19 protein-coding genes and 1 riboswitch are annotated in these 19,738 nt (G+C 35.3%); of the genes, 12 read left to right on the top strand and 7 right to left on the bottom strand.

What is annotated here, in order from left to right; all coding sequences use genetic code 11:
• Positions 1–11 precede the first annotated feature (11 nt).
• From BLQ56_RS12205 to BLQ56_RS12190, 4 genes are read left to right on the top strand one after another with little or no spacing between them, the layout of a single operon-like run.
• On the top strand, positions 12–674 hold the full coding sequence (locus BLQ56_RS12205; protein WP_090854457.1) for an EGFR-like transmembrane domain-containing protein: 663 nt from the start codon (positions 12–14) through the stop codon (positions 672–674).
• A 7-nt stretch (positions 675–681) separates the two neighbouring features.
• Positions 682–1,833 (top strand): DUF4350 domain-containing protein, encoded by a 1,152-nt coding sequence (locus BLQ56_RS12200; RefSeq protein WP_090854454.1) that lies wholly within the window; start codon positions 682–684, stop codon positions 1,831–1,833.
• Positions 1,826–2,758 carry an AAA family ATPase gene (locus BLQ56_RS12195; protein WP_090854451.1) on the top strand — a complete coding sequence of 311 codons (933 nt, stop codon included), beginning with the start codon at positions 1,826–1,828 and terminating at the stop codon, positions 2,756–2,758. The genes BLQ56_RS12200 and BLQ56_RS12195 overlap by 8 nt, the downstream gene beginning before the upstream one ends.
• Positions 2,709–4,067 carry a DUF58 domain-containing protein gene (locus tag BLQ56_RS12190; RefSeq protein ID WP_238457254.1) on the top strand — a complete coding sequence of 453 codons (1,359 nt, stop codon included), beginning with the start codon at positions 2,709–2,711 and terminating at the stop codon, positions 4,065–4,067. The genes BLQ56_RS12195 and BLQ56_RS12190 overlap by 50 nt, the downstream gene beginning before the upstream one ends.
• Positions 4,068–4,090: 23 nt before the next feature.
• Here the strand turns inward: BLQ56_RS12190 and BLQ56_RS12185 are convergent, their stop codons facing one another.
• The gene (locus tag BLQ56_RS12185) at positions 4,091–5,059 is read right to left on the bottom strand and encodes a stage II sporulation protein M (protein ID WP_090854448.1); all 969 of its coding nucleotides are present in this window, start codon (positions 5,057–5,059) and stop codon (positions 4,091–4,093) included.
• Positions 5,060–5,328: 269 nt separating this feature from the next.
• Between BLQ56_RS12185 and BLQ56_RS12180 the strand changes: the two genes are divergently transcribed.
• Positions 5,329–6,132 carry an RDD family protein gene (locus tag BLQ56_RS12180; protein ID WP_090854445.1) on the top strand — a complete coding sequence of 268 codons (804 nt, stop codon included), beginning with the start codon at positions 5,329–5,331 and terminating at the stop codon, positions 6,130–6,132.
• 60 nt (positions 6,133–6,192) lie between these two features.
• Here BLQ56_RS12180 and BLQ56_RS12175 read toward each other — a convergent pair whose 3' ends face one another.
• The gene (locus BLQ56_RS12175; protein WP_175490288.1) at positions 6,193–6,480 is read right to left on the bottom strand and encodes a YodL domain-containing protein; all 288 of its coding nucleotides are present in this window, start codon (positions 6,478–6,480) and stop codon (positions 6,193–6,195) included.
• A gap of 230 nt (positions 6,481–6,710) precedes the next feature.
• Between BLQ56_RS12175 and BLQ56_RS12170 the strand changes: the two genes are divergently transcribed.
• A complete protein-coding gene (locus BLQ56_RS12170) occupies positions 6,711–7,376 on the top strand; it encodes an oxidoreductase (protein WP_090854439.1) in 666 nt (221 codons plus the stop codon).
• Positions 7,377–7,410: 34 nt separating this feature from the next.
• Here BLQ56_RS12170 and BLQ56_RS12165 read toward each other — a convergent pair whose 3' ends face one another.
• Positions 7,411–7,944: a DUF2179 domain-containing protein gene (locus tag BLQ56_RS12165; RefSeq protein ID WP_090854436.1), complete on the bottom strand. Its 534-nt coding sequence runs from the start codon at positions 7,942–7,944 to the stop codon at positions 7,411–7,413.
• Positions 7,945–8,155: 211 nt separating this feature from the next.
• On the opposite strand from BLQ56_RS12165, the gene BLQ56_RS12160 reads away from it, so the two are divergent.
• A complete protein-coding gene (locus tag BLQ56_RS12160) occupies positions 8,156–9,067 on the top strand; it encodes a DMT family transporter (protein WP_090854434.1) in 912 nt (303 codons plus the stop codon).
• Positions 9,068–9,112: 45 nt separating this feature from the next.
• On the opposite strand, the gene BLQ56_RS12155 is transcribed toward BLQ56_RS12160, so the two are convergent.
• The 3 genes from BLQ56_RS12155 to BLQ56_RS12145 all read right to left on the bottom strand — a co-directional run bounded on the left by BLQ56_RS12155 (position 9,113) and on the right by BLQ56_RS12145 (position 11,592).
• Entirely contained in the window at positions 9,113–10,315 is a 1,203-nt protein-coding gene (locus tag BLQ56_RS12155) for an MFS transporter (protein ID WP_090854432.1), read from the bottom strand.
• 18 nt (positions 10,316–10,333) lie between these two features.
• Positions 10,334–10,753 (bottom strand): MarR family winged helix-turn-helix transcriptional regulator, encoded by a 420-nt coding sequence (locus BLQ56_RS12150; RefSeq protein WP_090854429.1) that lies wholly within the window; start codon positions 10,751–10,753, stop codon positions 10,334–10,336.
• Positions 10,754–11,232: 479 nt separating this feature from the next.
• Positions 11,233–11,592: a YuzC family spore coat inner layer protein gene (locus tag BLQ56_RS12145; RefSeq protein WP_090854426.1), complete on the bottom strand. Its 360-nt coding sequence runs from the start codon at positions 11,590–11,592 to the stop codon at positions 11,233–11,235.
• Between the two features lie 210 nt (positions 11,593–11,802).
• Here BLQ56_RS12145 and BLQ56_RS12140 point away from each other — a divergent pair, with 210 nt between their 5' ends.
• The 5 genes from BLQ56_RS12140 (at position 11,803) to BLQ56_RS12120 (ending at position 18,425) form a co-directional block, all read left to right on the top strand.
• Positions 11,803–12,780: a ring-cleaving dioxygenase gene (locus BLQ56_RS12140; RefSeq protein ID WP_090854423.1), complete on the top strand. Its 978-nt coding sequence runs from the start codon at positions 11,803–11,805 to the stop codon at positions 12,778–12,780.
• Positions 12,781–12,998: 218 nt separating this feature from the next.
• The gene (gene mbcS / locus BLQ56_RS12135) at positions 12,999–14,561 is read left to right on the top strand and encodes an acyl-CoA synthetase MbcS (RefSeq protein WP_090854420.1); all 1,563 of its coding nucleotides are present in this window, start codon (positions 12,999–13,001) and stop codon (positions 14,559–14,561) included.
• A gap of 154 nt (positions 14,562–14,715) precedes the next feature.
• Positions 14,716–14,815: riboswitch (purine riboswitch) on the top strand.
• A gap of 42 nt (positions 14,816–14,857) precedes the next feature.
• Entirely contained in the window at positions 14,858–16,147 is a 1,290-nt protein-coding gene (locus BLQ56_RS12130) for an NCS2 family permease (protein WP_090854416.1), read from the top strand.
• 266 nt (positions 16,148–16,413) lie between these two features.
• Positions 16,414–16,578, top strand: a complete 165-nt coding sequence (locus tag BLQ56_RS23530; protein ID WP_175490284.1) for a hypothetical protein — start codon at positions 16,414–16,416, stop codon at positions 16,576–16,578.
• Positions 16,579–16,853: 275 nt separating this feature from the next.
• Positions 16,854–18,425, top strand: coding sequence for a histidine kinase N-terminal 7TM domain-containing diguanylate cyclase (locus BLQ56_RS12120; RefSeq protein ID WP_090854410.1), 1,572 nt, complete (start codon positions 16,854–16,856; stop codon positions 18,423–18,425).
• Positions 18,426–18,559: 134 nt separating this feature from the next.
• On the opposite strand, the gene BLQ56_RS12115 is transcribed toward BLQ56_RS12120, so the two are convergent.
• Positions 18,560–19,009: a S1 domain-containing RNA-binding protein gene (locus BLQ56_RS12115; RefSeq protein ID WP_090854407.1), complete on the bottom strand. Its 450-nt coding sequence runs from the start codon at positions 19,007–19,009 to the stop codon at positions 18,560–18,562.
• Positions 19,010–19,738 lie beyond the last annotated feature (729 nt).

Raw genomic sequence — 19,738 nt, 5'->3', positions numbered from 1 at the left:
AGGTGATCTAGATGCTCAATTCTAATGATGCAAAGAATGACATTGAGAATATATTAGAGGCAAAAGAATATCGAATGTATCAAGAAGAATCTAAGAGTGTACTAGAAATACTGTGGGATAAGGTAAGAGACTGGATTGCTGACCTGTTATCAAATATGATTCCATCGGTTGAATCTAGTAGTAATTTGGCATCAGTGGTACTATCAATCGTTATTTTTGCCTTAGTTGTTGGGTTAGTCTTCTTTATTGCATTAAGGGTGCGGAACAAAAAACGAAAAAATGGATTACAAAGCTATCAACCACTTCAAACGATTAATGAAATGAATTGGTCTTATCAACAGCATTTAAAAGAAGCACAAGTTCAAGAAGGCCTGAAAAACTATATGCTAGCGACAAGGCATATGTTTTTAGCTCTCCTGCTTTATTTTCATGAGCAAGAGTGGCTTATAGCCAAGATTTGGAAAACCAATTGGGATTACTATGAGGAGCTTTTGAAAATAAATCAAATGAAGGCAGAGAAATTTTATCTTCTTGCCCTCTTATTTGATGAAGTTGCTTATGGAGAACGTGAAGTTCAGAGTACGGATTTTCTTGATTATTATGATCGTGTAATGAAGCTGTTTGAGGAACAGGATGAAACAACAATCTTGAAGTCCAGAGGAGAGGAGGGGTGAGTTCGTTTTGCTGATACCAACTTCAAAAAAAGGAACATGGCTTGGGCTAATCGTTGTGCTCTTGCTTTTTATGATTATAAGCTATGTGCTTCTTTTTCAACAACCAAAGAACTATCAGAGCTACGTTTCTCATTCACCTTCGACTACTGGAGTAAAAGCTATTTTCACTTACCTGGAGTCAGAACATAGTCATGTTCAAAGATGGTCACATCAACCTGAGTTTTTGTTAAATGGCGGTAAAGAAAATCAATTGCTTATCATGGTGGAGCCGACGTTTATTCCAAATACAGAGGATATGAATTCGTATAAACGTTTTATTGAAGAAGGAAACAGCATCCTATTATTTAAAAATAATCCAAAAGGAATGTTTGACTTGAAATCCTATCCTATTGATGATCAGGAAAACAATGATAACATTGAAATAGTACAACGAAATAATAAGGAATATCGTGCCAGGGTCGAATCTCTAGTTAGATTAGTTCCCAATAATGATGACACAATCCTGCTGTCAGATGAATCAGGAATTATTGCTTTAAAACGTAAAATCGGTAAGGGAGAATTTATAAGTGTTGTTACTCCCGAATGGATGACAAATGGCACAATTCAGAAACAAGACCATATCACTCTTATTGTTAATTTAATCAATAACCTAGACTATCCAGAAACAATTCTGTTTGATGAATACTTACATGGTCAGCAAAACAAATCAACATTTACGACTATATTTCCTACTTGGCTTCTTCTGTTAATGCTTCAAACAGTCTTATTAACAATGCTTTGGCTTTGGGCAGTGGGTAAAAGATTCGGTTCGATCATCGTACCTAGAGAAGAGTCTGTACGTTTCAGTGATGAAGGACTGAAAGCATTGGCTTCTTGGTACACAAGAGGGAGAATGTATCGTGAATCATTAATGATTCAGGCTAACTATAATAAGCTACTTTTACAAGAAAAGTGGGGAATTCCTTATAGCAAAGAGTGGGAAGATATTGAAAACTCTTTAGTAAAGAAAATGAAGAAAATTCCTCGACAAGAAATCAAACTATTTGTAATGGGACTTCCAGAGATATTGAAAAAGGAACGAATTAGTAAAAAAGAATATTTAGCATGGTCAAAGAAAATGGATCAACTACGTAAAGAGCTGGAGGTTGACAATGAATAATGAGCTTACGAGTTTAATTGATAAATATGAAAAAAGATTAATTGGACAACATACAAATCTGAGACTTCTATTAACAGCGATTCTGTCAGGTGGGCATGTTTTGCTTGAAGGTGTACCAGGAACAGGGAAAACACATATGGTACGAACACTCGCTACCCTGCTAGGTGGACAATTTAGCAGGATACAATTCACACCTGACCTTCTTCCGAGTGATATTACTGGAAGTACCATTTACAATTTAAAGGAAAGTACATTTCAAACTCTTAAAGGTCCCATTTTTACCAATATCCTATTGGCAGATGAAATCAATCGTACACCTGCAAAAACACAAGCAGCCCTCCTTGAAGCGATGGCAGAAAAGCAAGTAACTATCCAAGGTGAAACATATCCGCTTTCTGACGTATTTTTTGTTGTAGCTACACAAAATCCAATTGAGTTTGAAGGAACATATCCTTTACCAGAAGCCCAACAAGACCGTTTTATGTTTAAATTAAATATTGATTTTCCATCCTTTGATGAAGAAGTAAATGTATTGAAGTATGTATTAGAAGGTAACAAGGTTGCCAGTGAAGTTGATCGTGCTGTACTTAATCTGGAGACTTTTATATCAATTAGACGTGAAATTGAAGAGATTACTATTAGTGATAGCATAATAGATTACATCATGAAAATAGTTAGAAAAACACGTGATTCTGAATCCATTCGTCATGGAGCGAGTACAAGAGCTGCGATATCAATAGGAAAAGCAGGTCAAGCATGGGCATATTTAGCTGGTAGAGATTATGTAACACCAGATGATGTGAAAATGGTATCAAAACCTGCGTTAAGACACAGAATTCAATTATCGCCACATGCGGAATTGGAGGGAGTAACGATTGACCAGACAATTGAAGAGCTTGTTGGGGTTATTCCAGTTCCGAGATAGAGGGATCTTGCCAACAGAACGATTAATTGGCATCTACATCCTTTTTTCAATTGGATTAGTCCTTTTGGCACTCATGGATATCGCGTGGACATTTATTATATTATCTAACTTGGCCTTTATCTCTATTACAATGATTGATTTACTATTTATACCTAAGAGGGACGAGATCTTTTTTAAACGGTCGTTTCCAGATGAGATGGAAAGAGGTCATACATATAAGGTAGAACTCGAGGTTTGGAATCAGTCTAATTTTCCAGTGGTGTATCGTTTAATTGATGGATTACCTCAAACTTTTACAAGACCTTTTCCAATGGAAGGAGATGTAGGAGAAAAGTCAAAGAATCTTCAATTCTACGAAACGGTTGCACCTGCTAGAGGAAAATATGAAATTGAAAAGTTATATTATCGGTATAAGAGTAAAATAGGCTTGTGGGAAAAGCAAAAGGCAGAATTGCTTGGAAACACGGTCAAAGTAATACCAGATTTAACTTCAACAAAACAATATTTAGAGAATGCTCAACGCTTTTTAATGTATGAGGGAATTAAGATTCGTAAACAGCAACAGGGAGTTGGCGAATTTGCCAAAATTAGAAATTATGTGGTAGGCGACGACCCACGGAAGATTAACTGGCGCCAAACTGCCAAATTACATGAGGTTATGACAAACGAGTACGAGCCAGAACATGGAAAGTATATTACAATATTAATTGATTGTGGAAGAATGATGGGAGCAGAACTTAAAAAGGGTAATCGCTTAGAGAAAGCGCTGGAAGCAGCCTTAACTGTTACGGCTGCTGCACTAGCGAAAGGTGATTATGTAGCTGTTCTAGCCTTCTCAAAAAATGTGAAAGTATATATTCCTCCTGCAAAAGGGATGGCACATTTACAACGGATCTTACAAGCCATCTATCATCTTGAAGTTGATGCTGCAGAATCGAATTATGGAGAAGTTCTTCAATATTTACAAACTGTTCAAAAGAAACGTAGTCTCTTATTGTTATTTAGTGATGTTCGAACCTTTCTTCATGAAGAAAGTGCCTTACTATATTTAAAACGAATTAGGCAAAGGCATTTATTTCTAATGATTGGGCTTGAGGATGAAACATTGTTAAATAGAATTAAGGATGAACCAATAACACTTCAAAGAGCGATGATTAAAAGCATGGCACAGAAACAAATGATTCACAAAAAACGTGAAAAAGCTAAATGGGAACAGCAAGGTCTTCAACTAGTTGAAGCAAGAGAGGAAAACCTTGCTGTAGCAGCTGTTTCATCCTATATCCAAATCATGAACCGCGGACTGTTGTAATTGAATGTTGAGAGGTCCCAAGTTCAATTTGACGGATTATCTTTTATAAAAATAAGTTTTCCGATAAGGACATATAGAATCAATCCAACAACAGTTAGCATTGCGACTATATACTTAGCTTCTAATGAAATGGCCGCTGGGGTGATAAAACCTTCTATAACTCCTGCAATTACGAATAAGGGAATCGTTCCTAGTAATAATTGGACAGATCTTTTGGCTTGTAATTTTAGCTGATATCCTCTTGAGTAGCTCCCAGGAACAAAGAGCTTATAGCCCATTAATAGTCCTGCTCCACCGGCAATGAAAATGGCTGTAAGCTCAATCATTCCATGAGGAACAATATAGGCCCAAAACTCATAACTTTTTCCATAATGCCAAAAGAGTGCAGCAAGTGCTCCAACTAGCAGACCATTATAAATTAAGATGTAGACAGTCAATAACCCAAAGGTAACACCACCAGCGAAAGCGAGTATAGCGACTTGAATATTATTGGTCATAATACTAGCTGACATAAGTGAAGAGTCAACTGCACCATCTTGTTTACCAAGCTGCTCTGGATCAACGCTTTGGGCAATATTACTTGGCAAGATCGAATAGATATGTAATGGATCATTCTGCACAGCTAGAAAACTTCCTAATGCGCCAATTGTGAAAAGAATCATTGCAATTAGAATGAATTTCCATTGCTCAATAAATAACCGAATGAATGTAGTTGTAAAGAAATGGCGAAGTTGCTGAAAACTAGAAACTTGATCTTTGTATAATAAATTATGAGACTTTGAGACCAATCCGTTTAAGTATGGTGTTACATCTTCCTTAGGGAAATAGGTTTGACTATATGATAAATGCTGTGCTGCTTTCTGATAGAGATGATGAAAGCCTTCAATATCGGTTTCATTAAGCTGTCTACGACTTTTAGTGAACTTGGTTACAAATTGTTCAAGCTGCTTCCATTCTTCACGGTGTTGTTTGACAAATTGTTTTATTGACATATACTCACCTTCATTCATGTTAATTATGTACTGGAAAAAGAAGTATTTTTTAAAAATTAAGAAAGTAAAATTTCGAACTTAGTTTTAGTGTCTAGCTCCAGCGCCTAGCCCCTCGGGGTCATAAGTCAAATCACTACGGAAAACAAGATTTCCTACGTGCTTTGCCTTATGCCTGTCGGGGCTGAACAAGGCGCTTGCGCTTTTCTTAATATTATAATAGCTTAGTAATTAAATAGAAACAATTCAACAAGGGAACGAGGTTAAGTTATATGGATCAAGATCAAATCGATATTAAAACACCTGAATATGTTTCGATTCAATTTCAAGCAGCAGGCTTGGGCAGTAGGGCATCTGCATTTATCATTGATCAACTTTTATTAATTTTAATTAATAGCCTAATTTTAATCATTACCTTCTTTGTTTTTATGGGCGGACCTGGTTTGTTTTTCTTTGAAAACGTGACTACAGGACCTCTTGCAATCGCGATTATTCTAATCTTCGTTCTTAACTGGGGATATTTTTTTGCTTTTGAATATTTTAATGGAGGGAGAACAATTGGAAAGAAACTTGCTGGAATCCGAGTCATTCAGGAAAATGGCCATAGTATTACGATTCTCTCAAGCTTCATTCGAAATCTTTTAAGAATTATTGATTCACTACCAACCGGTTATTTGGTTGGAATATTAATGATTTTTTTCCATTCAAAGCATAAAAGAATAGGAGACCTTGTTGCCGGTACAATTGTCGTACATGAAAGGAAAGAAAAGAAAAAGGGAAAGAAATCAGCTATTGAAAAAGAAATAGAATTAAGAGGGATTTCTAAAGAGAGTCTAATGCTAGAGGAATGGATATTAAAATCGTTTGTATTAAAAGACTGGAAGCTAATAAACACATATAGCAATCGACTTCTCCAATTACCGGCCTTTGAAAGAAAACAACTAACAGTAAAGGTGGCAAATATCCTGTTCCCGAAAATCGGGTTGGATGCTAAAGGGCGAAGTGAAGCAGACGTTGAAAACACATTGCTAGCACTCTATTTACATCTAAGGGATGAATGGGAGTTTGAATTGTAAGAATAACAAAGTAATAAGAGGCTTCAACCTTCCTCTAACGGTAGATTGATGCTCTTATTATTATCTAATATGGATTCGATTAATTAAGTTCCAACCACCTGGTTGGAGTTGATAATAATTTTGACCTCTTAGTCCCTCATCAATATAGATAATATCACCTGTTGCTATAAATCTACCTTTGAAATCTGAAGGAATTCGATCTGGCACATTAAATTTACTAAACACAGTTTGTAAGCAATCCTTATGCGATTCAGCTTTGATCGTTAATCTATAAATCGCTCTGTAGCCCTTCCGTTGATGAAAAGAAGGTGCTTGAAAAAGGGTGATATCATATTCCTTTACAATCATTCTCGTTAATAACTTTGACAATCGTATCACCTACTCCTTTGTTTAGTGTAGTCATACGTTATATATTAAAGATTGACCTTGTCGATTCCTTCATCAGATTATTTCTATTTTTGTCGACCTTTATCTAGTTGTGCGAATTAGCACTATATTTGTGAATCTTTGATTGGTGTAACTCTTAACTAGAAGAGTATAATAAATAAAAGTAAGGTGTTTAAGGAGAGATTAGTTTAATGGGAAAAAAGGCACTTATTGCAGGAGCAAGTGGGTTAGTTGGTCGAAATTTACTTGAAATCTTAGTAGAAGGTGATGAATATGAGGAAATTATTGCGATTGTAAGAACACCGCTTTCATATCAGCATCCGAAACTTAAAGAACACATCGTTAATTTTGACGAATTATCGAAAGAGAAACAATTATTTTCTACTGTTGATCATGTTTACTGTTGTCTTGGAACCACAATTAAAAAAGCGGGTTCAAAGGAAGTAATGTATAAGATTGATGTAGAATATCCTTTAGAGTTAGCGGAGTTATCACGTAAAGAGGGAGTTAGCCATTTTATTTTAGTTAGCTCAATGAACGCAAATCCAAATTCTCCAATCTGGTATTCAAAAATGAAGGGAGAACTTGAACAAAAAATAACTCAAATTCCATTTCAATCAATATCGATTATAAGACCTTCTCTCTTAATGGGGAATCGCCAAGAATTTAGGTTAGGTGAAAAGATGGCAGAGAAAGTGTATAAAACCTTCTCATTTTTATTTCATGGTCCACTAAGGAAGATAAGGGGAATTGAAGCGCGAAAAGTAGCTCTTGCGATGTATAAAATTGCAAAGAGAGAAAGTCCGGGAATTACGATCTATCCTTCAGAACAATTGGAAGTTATTGCAAATAAATAGTGAAGAAGAGCCCAATGGAGAAAGAAATGGATTCCTAATTCTGCATTGGACTTTTTGACTTTTTCATGGATTTCAGAAGATAACCACCTTTGAATCTTCTAGGTTCATATGCAATAAAAAAAGCATGTGGTTCATGTTGTTCAATTAGGTTAATGACATCATCCTCTAAGTTTCTTTTAGTCAAAATTTGTAATTGATATCTAATACTATCTTTGCCCATTCCTTCGAACACGGTTACTCCATACCCTCTGTCTCTTAAAAGGGTAATTAGTTCAGTATTTCTTGAAAGTAAATTAACAGTGAGGGTTGTATAACCGATGGCCAACTTCTCTTCAATCACGCCTCCAATGAGTATACCTATTCCAAAACCTAATGCATAAACAAGCATTGCAGCCACTGTTTGGTCCCCGCTAAAAACAATAGATAAACCAAAAACATAGATGAGTGCTTCTAGGAAGCCAAAAAGCGACGCAAGAATGTTCATACCTTTAACAACAAAGATGATTCTAAGGGATAACACAGGAACTAATACGATTTGTAATAGAAAAATTAAGATAATATCATTCATTGCAATCTCTCTTTTCTAATGTATTTATACCTAATTTAGTTTGCCATGACGGATGATAATTATGTTTACATTCATTTTTCTAAAAAAATTACCAGTATAAATTGGGAATTATCTATTAAATTCAGGGACATCTAGGTAGAATGAGTATAGGGATTTTATTATTTATACAGACGATTATTGGATAGTGAAAAAAGGGTATAAGGGAGACAATATGAAAACTAATTTACTTTATTTTATCGGTCTTATTTTTGTTTCAATTATTTGGGGAGCGAACTTTGGGATTTCGCGATTTGCAATGGACGTTTTTACTCCTGAAGTTTTTGTTTTTTTACGTTTTGGTCTTGCGTTACCTATTTTGTTTTTGATTTTAAAAATAACCGAAGGCAGTATTAAAGTAGAGAAAAGAGACATGATTAAGTTAGCCATTATTGGTTTTTTTGGAGTAACGGTGTTAGAGATTCTCGTCATGTATTCGATAAAATTTACGACTCTCGCTAATGCTTCCTTATTAAATGTGGCCCCATGGCCTATTTTTACTGCTCTTTTTGCTCCTCTATTTATAAAAGAACGCTTCACCTTAAGAGTAGCAACTGGGGGCTTTGTTGCATTCATCGGTGTTTCTTTAATCATCTTAGGAGGAGATGAAGGCTTTGAGATGGGTTCTCAATATATGCTTGGAAATCTCCTGGCTCTGTCGATTAGTTTAATCGGTGCTTTATTTAATCTTTCTTGTATGCCTCTAATGAAAAAGTATTCTCCAATGAGAGTGACATCATGGTATATCTTGTTTGGGAGCGCCTTTTTATTCCCAATTACTTTAACTGGGTGGCAGGATATTCAATGGAGCCAGTTTTCTGTAACAGTTTGGAGCGCGATTGGTTATAACGTATTACTTTGTACTGTTGCTGCTTTTGTCATTTGGAATGTTTCGATGAAGAAAGTGGGGGCTTCAAAATCGAACTTTTTCCGATATTTTGTTCCTGCTTCTGCGACAATTGCTGGTGCGCTGTTTTTTGATGAAAAAATACTTCTTACTCAAATAATTGGGGGAGTAATCATTATTCTAGGATTGATATGGATTGGAATGGAACGAAAAGATATATCGATAAATAGAGCCGCATGAAAAAAGATGGAGTGTTTCTAAGAAACACTCCATCTTTTTATGAAATTATGCGTTTCGTGCTTGCTCTTTATTAACGGAGATTGTTTCTCGTTTCCCATGTAATAAATAATAAAAACCAATTCCTAAAAGGATAAATAATGAACAATAGAAGTAAAGGGAGCTAAATTTAACATTTGCAGCCGCCAATCCAATGATAAATGAACCGAGTCCAATTCCAAAATCGAAGATAGATAAAAATGTTGCGGTAGCTAGGCCTCTGCGCTCAGGTGAAGCTTCTTGAATTGCTATAGTTTGAAAGCTTGGAAACAGTGTTCCCCAGCCAAGTCCAATAAGTGCTGCCGCGATCAAAAATACAGCTGATGTTGTGGTTTGACTCAAAATATACATACCAATCGCAAAACAAATGATACAAGGATAAATGATTATATTTGCACCATATCGATCATACCATCTCCCTGTAAATGGTCTTGTTAGTAAGAGAACAAGTGCGTAAATAACAAAGAAAAAATTCGCAACTGTTTGTAGACCAAGATCTTTGGCATAAACTGAAACGAATGAAAGAATAGATGAATAAACAATAGCAAATAATGCTGCAACAATCGATATCCTTATTGCTGATGCTTCGAAATAGTCCTTTAAATTAAAACTCTGCTTAGATGTAACACTCTCTTTGGTGGGTTGAATATTTGGCAGTTTAATAAAAATAGAAAAAACTAACGTACAAAAGGCAAAAAGTGCACTAATAGTAAACATTGTCTCCTTTCCCCATTGGTTCATAATGGTTAACCCGAGAAATGGACCTAAAACCATTGCAAGGTTTGATGACATGATGTAATATCCCATTCCTTCACCTCGTCTAGAACTTGGGATTAAATCAGCTACAATCGTTCCACACACTGTTGTTGCGATTCCAAAACCAATCCCATGGAAAAAGCGGAGGATCAGTAATGTATGAATGGAAGCAGGGAAAAAGTAGAGAGCAGAAGAGGCAAAAAAGATAATGAGAGAAATGAATAGAACTTTGCGTTTTCCTAATATACTCATCGCTTTACCTGCAAAAGGTCTAATTATAATGGCAGCGATAAGAAACACAGTGATTAATAATCCGGCTTCTGAAGCCTTGGCTTGCATTTCCTGTAAAGCATAGACTGGGAGAGTTACAAGTAGATAATAGAAAGTTAAAAATAGAAATAAATTACTTATTGAAACAAGCAAAAAATCCTTCGTCCATAATTTTGGTTTAGTCATGATGATAATCCCCCATCGTTATTTTTCTGAAAAGGTGTGAAGCCATTTGTTAATTAATAGAAGTAATTCCTTTTGTAATTCTAAAGGGAACTGAGAAATGAGTTTTTTGTTCATTTCTAACACCGCATGTTCCCAGGAGGGATACTCCTCAATTGATTTAGCTGTGAGCTGAATATATTTTGCTCTACGGTCTTCCCCCTGGACTTGTTCCACAAGGCCTTGCTTTAAAAGTCTCTGTATCGTTCTTGTCATCGGGGGTGCTTCTACTGACAAATAATCACAGAGTTGTTTTTGAGTCAGAATTCCTTTCGTATGTAAGACATATAAAACAGACCATTGTGAGCTATATAAGCCAAATGGCTCTAAAGTCTCATTGAGGTTCTTTGTTAATTTCCTAGAAATTTGCTGTAATGAGTGAAATAAATCGTGATTATTCATTTTAATTACTCCTATAGGAAAAATAGTTACCTAGGTAACCATAAAGCAACTTTGGTGAACGGTCAAGGTGAGTGATTAAAGAAGCAGTTTGGTATTTTTTATATTGATAGAGATGGAATGGGATGGGGTTAACTCTAAAGTAATCTAGGACAGAGATAAGTGCCCGAAATGAAGTTGGGTCATGAAAAAAGGTCACCAAAGTAGAGATAGGTGCCCGAAATGAAGTTGGGTCATGAAAAAAGGTCACCAAAGTAGAGATAGGTGCCCGAATTGATGTTGGGTCAGAAAAAAAGGTCACCAAAGTAGAGATAGGTGCCCGAAATGGTGTTGGGTCATGAAAAAAGGTCACCAAAGTAGAGATAGGTGCCCTAAATCATAGGAACTGAAAAAAAATAGGTAACTAAACAGATTTTTTTTATTGGGCACTACTTTATTTTAGCCAGTTTACATGTAATCATGAAGTACAATTCTCTATTAAACTATCTCCAGCGTAAAGTAATCGTTAATTTACAACAATCTAATGCTTCTACGTTTGATTTGAATTCTAATCGTAATCCATCAGGGTTATAGTAAACATCTACATCAGATGTAACACCAGTAGAATGGATTAATCGTTTTACTTCATTGATATCAGAAATTTGTGCAGCGTACATTAATTTGGAATCGAACTCTTTTGATTGTGCCAAGCGATCTAGAACAATACTTGCTTCTTTCATAAGTTTCTTAGATACGTTTGCAGACTGATACAAGATATTTGAATCTACTGGTGTCTGCTGTCTTATACCTGGGTAATATCTAGGGTAGATGGGGTGGTATGAACCTGGGTGATAATAATACATAATGATATCCTCCTTCTGAAAATATACTATTAACTATATGCAGCATTAACAGTTTGGGTGAGACAATGATACTATTTGACAACTGTATTTTTGCTATGCTATATTTATCTCGAATTAAAGATATTTTAATTAAAAGTAATTATTGATGACTAATACCAACTTTTAGGGAAGAATATAGGTAAATATTAAATTGTAATTGGAGGAAGAGAAATGAACCATTTAAAAGGAGTACACCACGTTACAGCTATTACAAGTAGTGCTGAAAAGAACTATGAATTTTTCACATATGTTTTAGGTATGCGATTGGTTAAAAAAACGGTAAACCAAGATGATATTCAGACCTATCATCTTTTCTTTGCAGATGACACTGGAAGCCCAGGAACAGATATGACATTTTTTGATTTTCCTGGGATTTCAAAAGGTGAACATGGAACGAACGAAATTTCTAAAACATCTTTTCGAGTTCCAAGTGATGCAGCATTAGACTATTGGGAGAAGCGTTTTAATCGCCTGGAGATAAAGCATACTGGAATAATAGAACAATTTGGGAAAAAGACTCTATCATTCGTTGATTTTGATGATCAACAATATCAATTAGTTTCCGATGAAAACAATGAAGGAGTTGCATCAGGGACTCCATGGAAAAATGGTCCAATTCCAATTGAATTCGCTATAACTGGCTTAGGTCCCATTTATATTCGAATTGCTCATTTTGATTATTTTAAAGAAGTGATGGAAAAGGTTTTATTATTTAAAGAGATTGATAAGAGCGGGCCATTGCATTTATTTGAAGTAGGAGAAGGTGGCAATGGGGCACAAGTGGTTGTAGAGCATAACGAAACCTTGCCTTCAGCGAGACAAGGATTTGGAACAGTACACCATGTGGCATTTAGAATTGAGGATCGTGCTGTCTTAGATGAATGGACAAAACGTTTGGAAAGCTTTGGCTTTCAAACATCAGGGTATGTTGACCGTTACTTCTTTAAATCCTTATATGCTAGAGTTGCACCACAAATATTATTTGAGTTTGCTACAGACGGCCCAGGATTTATGGGAGATGAACCATACGAAACACTAGGAGAAAAATTATCACTTCCTCCATTTCTTGAATCAAAACGAGAAGAAATAGAAAAAATGGTACGACCAATTGATACGGTCAGAAGTACAAAGGAATTTACGAAAGAGTAATATAACATTGACTAGGAGTATTCCATAATAATGGTGCTCCTTTTTTGATTATCTAAAATTCAAAATGTGTCACCTTTTCGAGCTTTTTAAAAAGACACATTTTACATAGTGTCTATAACTTTACTTTTTTTTACTATATGTCATATCATTGAATATATACTGAATTAAAGTTAAAGAAAATTTAGTTAGTAAAAAAGAAGAATTGAGGTTGGTTAAACTTGGATTTAAGCACTTTATTAACACCAGAAAAGTATAATATAGCAAATGAGATTGACAAGCATTATTCAGATCAAAAACTGGCATTGATTTGGGAAGATGAGTCTGGAGAACAAAAATCAGTGACCTATGCTGAGTTAATTAAAAAGTCAAACCAACTTGCCAATGGCCTAAGAACACTAGGTATAGAAAAGGGTGATCGTGTTGTTGTGATGACAACTCGTTTAATAGAGTCCTATGTTATTTATTTGGCATGCTTGAAGGCTGGGGTTGTCATTAGCCCATCTTCAGAATTATTAAGATCAAAGGATCTTGTATATCGATTAAATCATTCAGAAGCAAAAGCCATTATTACATACCATCCATATGTTACTGAATTTGAGAAGATAAGTGAAGATACTCCATTTTTACAACATAGAATAGTCTTTGGTAAAGAGGTTTCAGACTGGCTTTCACTTGAAAGCATTATATCTGCTGAATCTGAATCATTTAACACTGTGGAAACTCGTAAGGATGATTATGCATTTCTTGCTTATACATCTGGAACAACAGGAATGCCTAAGGGAGTCGTACATAGCCATGGGTGGGGTTACGCCCATTTACGAATAGCTGCTGGAAAGTGGTTAAATATTAGCGAGAAGGATACGGTTTGGGCAACTGCTGCCCCTGGTTGGCAAAAGTGGGTTTGGAGCCCATTATTGTCCATACTCGGGTCTGGAGCTACAGGATATGTATATCATGGAAAATTTCAGCCTGGAAAATACCTGCAATTACTACAGGATAAAAAGATTAATGTCTTATGCTGCACTCCTACAGAATATCGGATGATGGCTAAGCATGATGAGATTGCTAACTACAACCTAAATCAATTGCATACAGCGGTGTCTGCTGGTGAACCATTAAATCGTGAAGTAATTGATGTGTTTTCAACCAACTTTAATATTCAGATTCGTGATGGATATGGACAGACTGAAAGCACTCTTCTCATTGCTAACTTAAATGAGCGAATTGAAAAGACAGGTTCAATGGGACAGCCACTCTTGAAGGAATTTATGGAAATTGTAGATGAAAATGGCCAACCTGTACCTGTAAATGAAGTAGGAACAATTGCTGTAAGAAGAGACTTTCCTGCTCTCTTTGAATTATATTATAAGGATCATGAGCGTACGATGTCTTCTTATGTTGGTGATTACTTTTTAACAGGTGATAGAGCTTCAAAAGATGAAGATAATTACTATTGGTTCCAAGGTAGAAATGATGATGTTATTATCAGTTCTGGGTACACAATTGGGCCGTTTGAAGTGGAAGATGCTTTAATGAAACATAATTCTGTCAAGGAATGTGCTGTTGTTGCATCTCCAGATTCAATTAGAGGAAATGTAGTAAAAGCCTTTGTAGTACTAAAAGATGGTATTGAAGGAACAGATCAATTAGGCAACGATCTTAAGCAATTTGTTAAGAATATTACTGCTCCTTATAAGTATCCGAGAATCATAGAATTTATTGAGTCTCTTCCTAAAACAGATTCAGGTAAGATTCGTCGTGTAGCACTACGTAGTAATTAACTAATCAGAGTGCCATATAAGCTTCTCCTAATGAAGAGAGGTAATATGGCACTCTTTTATTTAAAATAATTGATCTAGGTGTCTAAAAAACGAACATTTATCATTGACATCCTATTAGTGTTCGTTTAATATAACCTTCGGAGCATAAAATTATCTGTAAGTGAATTAGTTCATTCGTATATTCTCAGTATGAAGGTCTGAGAGTTTCTACCGGGTACCGAAAATTCCTGACTACGAATGGGTGGATAAGTCTACCCATTTTTGTTGTTGGGAATTTTTATATTTTAGGAGGACATATGGAACGCTTATTTAACTTAAAACAATTAGGAACAAATGTTAAAACTGAAGTATTAGCAGGTGCAACAACCTTCTTAACAATGGTTTATATTCTTGTCGTAAACCCTGCAATTCTTTCTGCTGCTGGGATCCCGTTTGATCAGGTATTCACGGCAACTATTATATCTGCAGTGGTCGGAACATTAATTATGGCATTATTTGCGAAATATCCAATTGCGATTGCACCTGGTATGGGTCTTAATGCATATTTTACAAGTGTTGTTGCAACACAAGGTGTAAGCTATCAAACTGTTTTAGGCGCTGTATTTTTAGCAGGTGTTTTGTTTCTTCTTTTATCTCTAACGAAATTTCGAGAAACATTAATTAAGTCAATTCCTAATTCATTAAAATATGGAATTACGTCGGGTATCGGCTTATTTATTGCATTCATTGGCTTAAGAATGTCTGGTATTGTGACCTCGAATCCAGAAACCTTTGTTACTTTAGGTGATTTACATGCACCTGGAACGATATTATCAATTGTTGGCTTATTTGTTACATTGATATTAATGGCTCGTAAAGTAAAGGGAGCCCTGTTTATTGGGATGTTACTTACAGCTTTGATTGGTTATTTTATGAATCTTTTACAAATTGATGGTTTGATGTCAGCACCACCATCGATTGTATTTTTTGATATAGATATTGCAGGTGTATTTACGAATGGATTATATACGGTCGTGTTTGCGTTTTTACTTGTAACAATCTTTGATACAACAGGAACTATGATAGGTGTGTCTGAACAAGCAGGTTTTATGAAAAATGGAGAGTTTCCAAGAGCCAAACCAGCACTAGTAGCAGATGCTGTTGCAACAACAGTTGGTGCTACATTAGGAACGAGTCCATCTACTGCTTATATTGAATCCACTTCTGGGGTAGCTGCTGGGGGTCGTTCAGGATTAACGGCGTTGGTTGTTGCTCTGTTATTTATGGTATCTTTATTCTTTTCACCATTGATGGCTGCAATATCCTCGCTCCCTGCAATTACGGCTCCTGTGTTGATTATTGTTGGGTGTTTTATGATGGAAGGGTTAGCTAAGATCAATTGGAAAGAGTTTGATGAAGCCTTCCCAGCGTTTGTGATTATTCTTACTATGCCATTAACTTCAAGTATTGCAACAGGGATTGCGATGGGATTTATTACGTATCCAATTTTAAAACTTGTTAGTGGTAAAGGGAGAGAGGTTCATCCTATTATTTATGTCTTTGGTGTGATTTTCGCTATACAAATGGCTTTTTTCCCAGCACATTAATGTAGGAAGATTCTTATCCAGCTTAATAAGTGTTATAAGTAATAACCCAAGTGATTTCTAGAGTGAAATTGCTTGGGTTATTTTTTGTTGGTGGGGATGAAAGACAAAAATCGGTGGAGACTCAGGAAAAAGTCTTTCATCAAGGCTATGAAAGACAAAAATCGTCTGAGCACTAAGAAAAAGTCTTTCATCAGGCCTATGAAAGACAAAAATCGGTGTAGACTCAAGAAAAAGTCTTTCATCAGGCCTATGAAAGACAAAAGTCGGTGGAAACTCAAGAAAAAGTCTTTCATCATGCCTATGAAAGACAAAAATCGGTGGAGATTCAAGAAAAAGTCTTTCATCAGGCCTATGAAAGACAAAAGTCGGTGGAAACTCAAGAAAAAGTCTTTCATCAAGGCAATGAAAGACAAAAAACGTTGGAGACTTAAGAAAAAGTCCTTCATCAAGGCGATGAAAGACAAAAATCGGTGTAGACTCAAGAAAAAGTCTTTCATCAAGGTTATGAAAGACAAAAATTGGTGGAGACTCAGGAAAAAGTCTTTCATCAAATCAATGAAAGACAAAAATCGGTGGAGAGCCAACCTAAAAGTCTTTCATCGTGTAAGTAAATTAAATAAACATAATCACAATAAATACTAGTAATATAGTGAATATATCCTATATACTATTTTATAGTACTTTATGACTATTTGGAGAAGATGTTATGGAACATGAACTATTAAAATACATAATAATTGTTGTAATTGCAGGTATATTGAGCAGTTCTTTATCGATATATGCACTTGTTAAACTTAAAGATGCACCTGGTGCAAAATACTATATCTTAGTTACATTCTTGTCAGCGATTTTCACTTTTTCTTACAGTTTTGAGTTGGCTAGTATTTCTTTAGAATCAATTAAGTTTTGGCTCAGAGTTGAATATCTTGCCTTACCTTTCATACCTACATTTCTCTTACTTATGTGTTATGAATATGTAGGACAAAAGCTTCCTCTAAGGGTTTACTATAGTCTCTTTGTTATTCCAATAATCACCATCTTTATGCATAGTACAAATGATCTTCATCATCTATATTACACTTCGGTAATACTAAGAAGTGATACTCCATTCCCAATTGTAACATTTGAGTATGGTCCCTGGTTTTACGTCCACTCAATCTATGTTTTTCTTTGCTTTATGATTAGTATTATCGTACTTCTCATGCAAATGAAAAACTCGCTTTTTAGATTCCGGATGCAAATTCTACTAATGGTAACAGGTCTTGTCGTTCCCATCATTGCTAGTCACTTTTATTTAGAAGGATCTAGTCCTTATGGGATTGACTTGGGGCCGGTATTTATGAGTGTCTCCTTCCTTTTACATGGTTCAGCACTATTATCCTTTCAAATGTTTAATGTAGCACCTATTGCAAGGGAAAAGGTGTTTGAGAACATGCAGGGCGGTGTTATTGTTTTAAACCAGAAGGGGAAACTTGTTGATTATAACCACGCGATTCTTAATGTCATACCAACTCTAAATCGGAATTCAATAGGCAAAACCATTAGTCATTTACTTGAAAATAATCACCAGCAATTAGCAGAGTTCATTGAGCAGCAAAAAGAATGTGATTATGAACATAGAATAGCTGGAGAACACTCCCAACATTTCCAAATTCGTTACACTCCGATTTGGAATAAAAATAATCAACAACAAATTGGACAAATTATCACTTTTATAAATATAACGGAAAGAGTTAATATGCATGAGAGGCTTGAGTACCTGGCAAGCATTGATGGCTTAACCCAAGTATATAATCGAACATTTTTCATGCAAAAAGCTGAAGGGATTTTTAATAACCTTCACACAAGAGGGGCTTGTATTATGTTTGATATCGATCATTTCAAAATTGTAAATGATACATATGGGCATGAGGCAGGGGATCAAGTTTTGACTTCCTTAGCGTCCTTGGTAAAGAAATCACTTAGAACAACAGATATTTTAGGCAGATATGGTGGAGAGGAATTCATTATTTTCTTACCTGATACATTATTAAGTGAAGCAATAGACTTAGCCAATACTCTTAAGATGAAAATATCAGAAGCTTCAATTCTGATCGGTGATAAGGAGATCTCTGTTACTTCAAGCTTTGGAATTTCAACGATGATTAAAAGTGGGAGTGATCAACATCAATCGTTAAATATTCTCATGAGACAAGCTGATCAAGCTTTATATGAAGCAAAGAGAAGTGGGAGGAACTGTGTTCAGGGATATGATACATTAGTACAATGTATACAATAACGAATTATGAGTGTTGAAAATGAGTATTTGCACTGATTCCTATATGCTCTCTATGTCATTACATAGGAAATAGGCAAGCCAACTATTTGGCTTGCCATTATTGGTTGAAAAATTTTTATTAAAAAGGAAGCGAGTTATCCGCGTCTTCCACCTCTACCGCCACGTTTAGTTTCAGTACTGCGTTTAAGAGTAGATAAGTTTTCTTCACTTGTTTTTAAAAATTTTGCCATTTTATCTTCAAAGCTTTCCTTAGGTTTGAAATTACCCTTTGAACGGAAGTCTTTAGATTGCCTATCATCTCTTCCTTGACGTGGTTGACGTTGAGGATAAGAAGGTGTCTGTCCTTCAGGTCTGTCTATCGCTTTTTTGATGGATAAGGCAGTTTTTCCGTCTTTCTCACTAATTACTTTTACTTCAACTTGGTCTCCTACTTTTAAGTGGTCATTCACATCTTTTACATAGCTATCTGCTACTTCACTAATATGAACAAGACCTGTTGAGCCTCCAGGTAATTCTACAAAAGCTCCGAAATTTGTTATCCCTGTTACTTTACCTTGTACCTTGCTGCCTACTTCGATTGACAAAAAAAGTTCCCCCTTAGTAATGTTAAAAACAATGTATTATATCAAATATAGAAGATTTTATCAATTAGCGCAAATTTCCACTGCCTATTTTGTGCTCATATATAATATATTAACATAAAAAATGTTTAGCTTGTAGCAGAACTTATATTTAAGTTAAAGAATGTGAGGGAATTTAATAAAAGGGGATTCATATAAATATGAAGAGGGAGGAACTTTAGCATGAATGATCATACGAGTTCTTCATCTTTTAAAAGAGGAGTAGATCACTCCTCTTTTAAATATTAACAACAGTTCCCGTTGTCTCCTAAGAATGTTAAACCCGTTTTATCTTCGCTTATATCAAGAGTAAGGGTTTCGATATGCTCTTTGATCATAGGGTCAATTGCTACTACTATTTCGTTAATTGTTTCAATTGTATCATTTTCTGCTGGCTCATCCAGAGCTAGTCCAATTTGTGGAGATCCTCAGCCATAGCCTGCGAAATGAATTCGGATATTATGTGCATTTTGTTCAGCGAGCAATTCTTTTATAAAAGCTGATGCTTCATTTGTTATATGCATTGTTCTTTCCCCTTTCATTAATAAGTACTATATGATTTTACCCGTTTTTTATTAATTCCGCTATTAAACAGTTTGGGAAATCAATAATAGATATTTACTACTAGAAGCCACATCATTAAGTGTTCTGTTTACCTCTATATACTTCGATTATCTATATTTTAAAGTTATA

It is taken from the genome of Litchfieldia salsa (assembly GCF_900104555.1).
Lineage (GTDB): Bacteria > Bacillota > Bacilli > Bacillales > Bacillaceae_L > Litchfieldia > Litchfieldia salsa.
This window is presented reverse-complemented; position numbering and strand designations above follow the sequence as displayed.